Origin of the sequence: Paraburkholderia sp. BR10872, from assembly GCF_040965835.1 — a bacterium.
GTDB lineage: Bacteria > Pseudomonadota > Gammaproteobacteria > Burkholderiales > Burkholderiaceae > Paraburkholderia > Paraburkholderia nodosa_A.
Window position 1 is genome coordinate 75,021 of record NZ_JBFRCN010000043.1, and the last position, 7,494, is coordinate 82,514.

The 7,494-nt window shown below is 65.1% G+C and carries 8 protein-coding genes; 4 read left to right on the top strand and 4 right to left on the bottom strand.

Features of this window, described 5'->3' with window-relative positions; genetic code table 11:
- Window positions 1-10: 10 nt before the first annotated feature.
- From AB4Y43_RS28500 to AB4Y43_RS28515, 4 genes are all read right to left on the bottom strand, one after another.
- A complete protein-coding gene (locus AB4Y43_RS28500; protein WP_368729320.1) occupies window positions 11-1,285 on the bottom strand; it encodes a DUF2252 family protein in 1,275 nt (424 codons plus the stop codon).
- Window positions 1,286-1,407: 122 nt separating this feature from the next.
- On the bottom strand, window positions 1,408-1,776 hold the full coding sequence (locus AB4Y43_RS28505) for a DUF2784 domain-containing protein (protein WP_368729321.1): 369 nt from the start codon (window positions 1,774-1,776) through the stop codon (window positions 1,408-1,410).
- A 52-nt stretch (window positions 1,777-1,828) separates the two neighbouring features.
- Complete coding sequence (locus tag AB4Y43_RS28510) at window positions 1,829-2,884, bottom strand: hypothetical protein (protein ID WP_368729322.1); 1,056 nt, start codon at window positions 2,882-2,884, stop codon at window positions 1,829-1,831.
- 299 nt (window positions 2,885-3,183) lie between these two features.
- A complete protein-coding gene (locus AB4Y43_RS28515) occupies window positions 3,184-3,780 on the bottom strand; it encodes a hypothetical protein (protein ID WP_069262133.1) in 597 nt (198 codons plus the stop codon).
- A gap of 104 nt (window positions 3,781-3,884) precedes the next feature.
- On the opposite strand from AB4Y43_RS28515, the gene AB4Y43_RS28520 reads away from it, so the two are divergent.
- The 4 genes from AB4Y43_RS28520 to AB4Y43_RS28535 form a co-directional block, all read left to right on the top strand.
- On the top strand, window positions 3,885-4,376 hold the full coding sequence (locus AB4Y43_RS28520) for an SRPBCC family protein (protein WP_069262132.1): 492 nt from the start codon (window positions 3,885-3,887) through the stop codon (window positions 4,374-4,376).
- Window positions 4,377-4,488: 112 nt separating this feature from the next.
- Window positions 4,489-4,962, top strand: coding sequence for a bacterioferritin (locus tag AB4Y43_RS28525; RefSeq protein ID WP_368729323.1), 474 nt, complete (start codon window positions 4,489-4,491; stop codon window positions 4,960-4,962).
- A gap of 25 nt (window positions 4,963-4,987) precedes the next feature.
- Window positions 4,988-5,674, top strand: a complete 687-nt coding sequence (locus AB4Y43_RS28530) for an ABC transporter ATP-binding protein (RefSeq protein WP_069262422.1) — start codon at window positions 4,988-4,990, stop codon at window positions 5,672-5,674.
- 3 nt (window positions 5,675-5,677) lie between these two features.
- On the top strand, window positions 5,678-7,494 hold a 1,817-nt coding region (locus AB4Y43_RS28535), incomplete at its 3' end, for an ABC transporter permease (RefSeq protein ID WP_368729324.1).

Consider the following 7,494-nt stretch of genomic DNA (forward strand, 5'->3'; position numbering starts at 1 on the left):
GGAGGCTGCCTCAATTCACGCCGGTGGCATAGCGGCGGCAATGTTCGAGATAGCCGGCTTCGTGGCTGCTCGCCAGTTGCACGATGCTTGTCCAGAGCCACAGGGGCGCATCGATCGTCTTCGAGCGAGCGCGCCGGAGTTCGGCGAGCCAGCTGCGCCGTGTCGGCGGGTCCATCTGGCGTGCGTGCGCGTTGCCGACCACCGCCGCGAGATAGAACGCGACCTTGCGCGCCTCGCTCTCTTCGAGTTCATCGATTTCGAGCTTGAGATCCTGCGGCAGCAATTCGCGAATCACCACCGCGCGATCGAGCAGGCGGGAGGCCCGCATGCGCTCGCCGAGAAAGGGCGAGAGATGGCGCGCGCCTTCCACCACACGCTCGACGTTGTCGCGCGGCATCGATGCGTCTTCGTAACGCGGTGCAGCGGCTTTCACACCCTCCTTGATGTCCATGAGACACAGATCGTCGCCATCGATCATGCCGCCGTCGACATCGAGCAGGACTGCATAGCGAAGCCTGCCGAGCGAACTGCAGCCCTTGACCCAATACGCCGCGTCGATCACCTCGACCTTGCCGGCATCGTTGCGGCCGCGCAGGCCCGTGGGCAGACTCGCGATGGCATCGTCGCGAAAGAGCGTGTCGATTGCCCTGCGCTCGGCGCGCGTGAGCGGCCAGAAGCGCTTGCCAAGTGGAATGGTGGGTTCGAGATCCTCAATGCGCTCCTCGGCCAGATGCTGCCATGAGCGGCGTACGGCCGCTTTCATCGCCAGATGCACGGGCTCGGGGCGCCCGGACATCTGGACCTTCGCGCGCTTTGGCCCGAACGCCGATTCGTAGCCCGCTGCGAGCGCCTCCATCATGTGCACGATGGTGAGACCGGAAAGCGAGGAGCCGCGTGCCGCGGTCGCCAGCGAGAGGCCAAGGCGGATGAGGTCGTGCGCGGGGTTGCCGATCACGGTCTGATCGAGGTCGCGGATATGGACTTCGACCTTGCCTTCCTGATTCGCGATGGGGCCGAGGTTGCCGGTATGGCAATCGCCGCAAATCCAGATCGCCGGGCCGTGTGGCAGCGAGTCGCCGTTCGTCTCGACGATCCATTCGTAGAAGCGGGCCGTATTGCCGCGCACGTAGGCATGAGGCGAGCGCGCCATTTTCAGGCGGCGCTGGCCGGTCAGGATGGCCGCGCGCTCGCGGGGTTTGGGCAGCGCCTTTGACGGCCCTGCGCCTTTCGAAACTTTCGGCTTTGTCCCTTTCGGCAGTTTGCCGCGGCTCTTTTTGCTGGACATGTTCGTCATCCCCTTTTTGCAGGCGTTGATTTGCGTCGACGCCGAAATTAGCGTTTGGGGGGCGAAAGCAAGCGGTGTGCCGCCACTGTCGTTACGGGCTGAAGATCGATGCGCGATCGCCGTCACGAACGCGGCGGGACACGAAACCAGGTGGCTGCCACGACCAGCAGGAATCCTGCATAGGCCGTCGCGAACACCCAGCCGGGCAAGTCGTAGTACAGCAAGTCGCTGACCCAGTACTGGATGAAGCCTCGCGGTCCGGCGTGCCCGGTACGCAGCCAGTCCTCGAGCACCGTGAGCGGACACGGGAGGTCGAGGACCGCAAGAAGGGCGACGACACCGATCGCAAGCAGATGCGTGAGACGGAACACGCGGTTGCGTACCCAGGCGCGCCCGAGCCAGGCGCCCACCCAGATCGCGAGCAAGCCGCCGACGATGAAGAGTACGACCAGTGCATGCAGCACGAGAACGATATTGGCCAGCCAGTTCATGACGATGCTCGCAGTTGCCCTCGTCCTGCGTTCTGGCTTCGATGATACGTCTTCAAAGATCGATGGGTCGGGGGAGGGCTCCCGCGTTTGGCGTCGTCGCGGTTGCCGTGAACGGCGAATCGAAAGCCGCGTCTTCGATTTCAGGCATCACCAGGTCGTGGTCGCGCCTGGCCTGTTCGGTCCAGATCTGGCTATCGGGAAACCAGAATGCGTTGTTGCGGGGAGGCACGACGAGCCTCACCCGCAGCGACGGATTGAAGATCTTCGACCATCCCGAGAGATAGGAGGGCGTCTTGATCAAATGGCCGCAGTTTGCGAGTAGCAGGCTCGCGACGAGTGCTTCGCGGCCAATTGCGAGTCCGGAATGTCCGCTGAAGTGCACGGGCTTCTCGCCGCTCGCGAGCAGCGTGGCAGGCGCGACGTTGACTGGCACAGTGAAGCCCCACTTCCGGAAGAAGTCGAGGAACGCCTGCTCGTCGCTGGAGACGAAGATGTTCGTGAGCCGGTGATCGTCTGCAAGGGTTTTCTCGACCATGCGGCAAAACTCACTCCAGTCGATCGTATGGGCTTCGAACTTTTTATCTGTGCCGCGAAAATGGACGCCCAGCGTCGAAGCGCCGATATCGAGCCGCTCGCCGATGCGCGCGACTTCCTGCCGGATCGATTCGCGTGGCCGATAGTTCGACAGGAATAGCGCACTCGCCCGTTCCAGCCGGAGGCCGGCTTCGTAACGGCGAAAGCCCAAATCGCCGAGATCGCGCACGATCGACGTTCGCAAACCAGCCCTCGCGGCATCCGGCAGGGCGGACGGTGCGAGGTCTTCGAAGTATTCGGCTAGCCAGTCGATTTTGCCTTGCGCGTCGCCATAGCTTCCACCGCGCGCCGAGATAACGGGCGTCAGACGCTTCTCGTCGCAATACAGGAGGATGCACAGGACGATCTGCATGACGGAAAAGAAGCCGGAATTTGCGCGAATCTCTATGACGAAGTGGCCGCGGTTGAGGCGTTGCTTCGCATGCAGGGACAGGCGGGCCGGCGTATTGAGCGCATTCTTGAAGTCTTCGCTGCGCCGCACCTGTCTTGCGAACTCGATAAGGTTTCTGAACATGCCATGTCCCTTCGATCCAGCGAACGGGGAATACCTTTCGGGCAGAGCGACACCGCTTCCTGTTCGCAGGCGAGCGGGCCGCTCACGGTAGGTTCCGTCGAGGGAATCGCGATTAACTGCGTTAGCAACGATTGGGGGATCAGACGTATATTTCCGACGATAGCTTGCTAGTCGCGCACGCTTGGGCTGGCTGGTTATTTGGCATCCTAAGCGGTTGAGGCATTTTAGGATGTCATGTTTACGCCTTGATTAACCTGAGGATTCAGTGACATCCCCAATGCCAGTGATCGCTTGCGCGACTAGCCGAACGGCCTGAGCTGCGAATCCGGCACGTCGATGCGCAGGTTTTCCATCAGCACCGTTTCGATCGGCTCGCATGACTCGCCCTCGCTCACGACCTTGATGGGCAAACCATGGCTCGAGTCGAACCATAACTCATAGCGGAACACGCCGCTTACGAAGTGTCCGGGCAGGCACGTCACGATCACGTGCGCCGCCTCGTGCGTGCCGATCGCTTCGGTGCCGACGACCTGGGTGTCGCCATGCTCCTGCAGCGCACGGACATTGACTAGCAGTGCGCCGAGATCGGACTCGTCGACGCGATGACCCTGCGGGCTCTGAATCATGTGATTGTCGGGAGCCAGCGTGAGCTGCGGAAATGTGTCGATACCGAACGGCCAGAGCTTGACCTTGCCCGATTCCGGGTTGAAGGTGAGCGTCGCGCCGCCATGCGGCCGGATGAAGTCCATCCGCACGAAGCCGGGCTTTCGGTAGCCATAGAGGACCTCGACCGTTTCCGCTCGCGCCGATGTCGATTTCAACGTGACCTCGTAGTTTGCGAGCGCATCGAAGCGCGCCTGTGCGACGGCCACGAAATCCCGGTCTGTGAGCGTCATTGGCCCCTCCTATACTCGAAGGTGGAAGATGGGTCATTCTGGAGCACGGCTTCGCATCGCGCAACGCACACCTGGCCCTGGCGCAGACAAGGAGGAAACGAACGATGGCGGAATTCCGTCTGACGACCTCGTGGTGCATCGAGGCGCCGGTGCAGCCGGTATGGGACGCGATCCACGATTCGATGAACTGGCCGAGCTGGTGGAAGAACGTCGAAGCGGTGCGCGAGTTGCGGGCGGGCGAGACCGACGGGCTGGGGGCGGTGCATCGTTACACGTGGAAAGGCGTGCTGCCTTATCGCGTGATCATCGACGTTCGCGTCACGCGCGTCGCGCCGCTCCTCGCGCTCGAGGGAGAGGCCAGCGGCGCGCTGGAGGGCGTGGGGCGCTGGCATTTCGCGGCCGACGGCAGCCGCACGATGGTGCGCTACGATTGGCATGTCAGGACGGCCAGTGCGTGGATGAGCGCGCTCGCATTCGCGCCCCTCGTGCGGTTGATATTCCGCTGGAATCACGATTCGATCATGCGCGAAGGCGGCCTGGCGCTTGCGCGCCTGCTCGAGGCTCGTTTGATCGATTGCAGCGGCGAACCGCGATAAGTGCAACAATCGAATTCGTCAGTGCGCTCGCACACGCTTTCTGCGAGATTTCCGCGAGACGGAGGTGTTATGAACATTGCCCACCGCTTACTTGCCGTGCATGGGAGGCAACATGACTGAGATCGAGAAGGAGCCCGTCGTCGCCGTGCTGAACAAGATCCTCGAATCCGAGCTGGCTGGCGTTGTGCGGTACACGCACTATTCGTTCCTGGTGTTCGGCTTCGGCCGCATTCCGATCGTCTCGTGGCTGCGGCAGCAGGCGGACGAGTCGCTCCTGCATGCGCAGCAGGCCGGCGAATGGATCACGACGCTCGGCGCGTATCCGTCGCTCGCCATCGGTCCGCTGCTCGATTCCCATATCTTCGATATCGGGGCCATCCTGCGCGAATCGCTCGAGGCCGAACAGATCGCGCTCGGTCTTTACCGCGAGCTGCTTTCGCTCGTGGCAGACCGCTCGGTTGCGCTCGAAGAGTACGCGCGCCAGATGATCCAGGTCGAGGAGCTGCACGCGGGCGAGGTCGACAAGATGCTGCGCCGGCCGGGCACGACCGCGACGTCGCCGCGGCAGGACATGGGGCCCGCCTGACAGGCGCTGCGTTAGGTTCGACATGATGCTGACGCTCGCCAACGTATCGAAGCACTATGACGGCACCACGCCGCGCAACGTGCTGCGCGGCGTGAATCTCGAATTGCGCTCGGGTGAATGCGTCGCCATCATGGGCGAATCGGGCGCCGGAAAATCGACGCTGCTCAATCTCGCGGCCGGTCTCGACCGGCCGGACGCGGGACAGATCGTCTTCGACGGACACGACCTCGGCGCACTCGACGACGACGCGGCCACCCTGCAGCGCCGACAGAAGATGGGCTTCGTGTTCCAGGCCTTCCATGTGCTGCCGAACCTCTCGGCGGCGCAGAACATCGCGCTGCCGCTGCTCCTGAACGGCATGCGGGCGAAAGACGTGCCGGTGCGCGTCTCGTCCGTGCTGCATGCAGTCGGGCTCGGCGGGCGCGAGCGCGCGCTGCCGCGTGAATTGTCGGGCGGCGAGTTGCAGCGGGTAGCGATCGCGCGCGCGCTCGTGCATCAGCCGCGTCTCGTGCTGGCCGACGAGCCCACCGGCAATCTCGATCACGACACGGCGATGCGCATCCTCGCGCTGCTGCGCGAACTGGCGCAAAAGAACGGCGCGGGCGTGCTGCTCGCGACGCATTCGGTCGCCGTGGCGGCTGCCGCCGACCGCGTGCTGCGGCTCACGCCCGCCGGGCTCGAGCCGTACTCGCCCGGCCCAGGCGGCGCGTAGGCGATGCGCTGGTTCGGTGCCGTGGGTTCATCGCGCGACGCTGCCGCATCGCGTTGCCGGGGCGATCGCACGCCTGCTGGCGGCGTCGGCGCGGCGCTCATCGCCGGGGAAATGCGCGCGCATCCGCTGCGCACGCTGATCGGCATTCTCGCGATTGCCGCGGGCGTCGCGATGGGCTACGCGGTACAGTTGATCAATCGCGCGGCGCTCAACGAGCTGTCGGCCACTGTCAACTCGCTGATGGGCAATGCGGATATCGAGCTGCGCGGGCCGCGTGCCGGTTTCGATGAAGCGCTGTACCCGCGCATTGCCAGCTTGCCCGAGGTCGCCGCGGTCAGCCCGGTGGTGGAGGTCGATGCGCGCGTCGCGGGACGCGACGAGTCGCTGAAACTTCTCGGCGTCGATGTGTTTCGCGCAGGGTATGTCACGCCGAATCTCGTCGGACGCGTGGAACTGGCCGATCGTACGAATGGCACGCATGGCACGCGTGGCACGAACGGTACGAAGGCCAGCACGCTCGATCTGCTCGACCCGGACACCGTATTTCTTTCGCCAGCCGCGCTGAGCTGGCTCGCGCTCAAGCCTGGCGATTCGCTCACGGTGCAGGTCGGGCTCGCTTCGGTCGCCCTGCGCGTCGCGGGTGTGTTGCCGGCCTCGGGCGATGCGGTGCGTGTCGGCGTGATGGACATCGGCGCCGCGCAATGGCGCCTGCAGCGGCTCGGCACACTCGAGCGCATCGACATCAAGCTCAAGCCGGGCGTCGATGCCGAAGTGTTCGCGCATTCGCTCGCGCCGCACTTGCCCGCGGGTGTCGCCGCCTTCACACCGGGTGACAACGCCCGGCGCACCTCGATGCTCTCGCGTGCGTATCGCGCGAATCTCAACGTGCTCGCGCTCGTTGCGCTGTTCACCGGGGCGTTCCTCGTCTTCACGATGCAGGCCCTGGCCGTACTGCGGCGTCGTGCGCAGTTTGCGCTGTTGCGCGCGATCGGCGTGACGCAGCGTGGCGTGCTGTGGCTCGTCGTCACCGAGGGCGCGATCCTCGGCGTGCTCGGCGCGGCGGCGGGGCTCGCCATCGGCTTCGCGCTCGCGGCGGCCGTGCTCCGCTATGCGGGCGGCGATCTGGGCGGCGGCTATTTCGAAGGCGTGCAGCCGCGCGTGCATTTCGATGCCATGCCGGCGGCAATATTCTTTGCGCTGGGGATGGCCGCGTCGGTGCTCGGCAGTCTCGCGCCGGCGCTCGAAGCCGCGAGGGCGCGACCCGCGCGGGCGCTGAAGGCGGGCGACGAGGAAGCGCCGGCCGCCCGGCTGCGTACCAAGCGCACCGTCACGGCGGCGCTGCTCGCGATCGCCGCCGGGCTCGTCACCGCGTTATTGCCGCCCGTGGCGGGCTTGCCGGTGTTCGGCTATCTGTCCATCGCGCTGTTGTTGCTGGGCGGCGTGCTGGCGATGCCGGCGCTCGCGCGCGCCGTGTTCGCCGTGCTGCCGCGCTCGAATCATGTCTTGCCGCAGCTCGTGCTGGCGCAGCTCGCCAATGCCCCCGGCCGCGCGACGATCGGGCTCGCGGGCATCGTCACGAGCTTCAGCCTGATGACGGCGATGGCGATCATGGTGTCGAGCTTTCGCGTCGCCGTCGACGACTGGCTGCAGTTGCTGCTGCCCGCGCCGCTCTATCTGCGCGCTTCGCCGGGCGGCGACAGCGCATTCCTTTCGCCGGGCGATCAGGCAGTCATCGCAGCGACACCCGGTATCGCGCGCGCCGAGTTTCTGCGCGCGACGCAAATCTCGCTCGATGCTCGCCTGCCGCCCGTGAGCCTGCT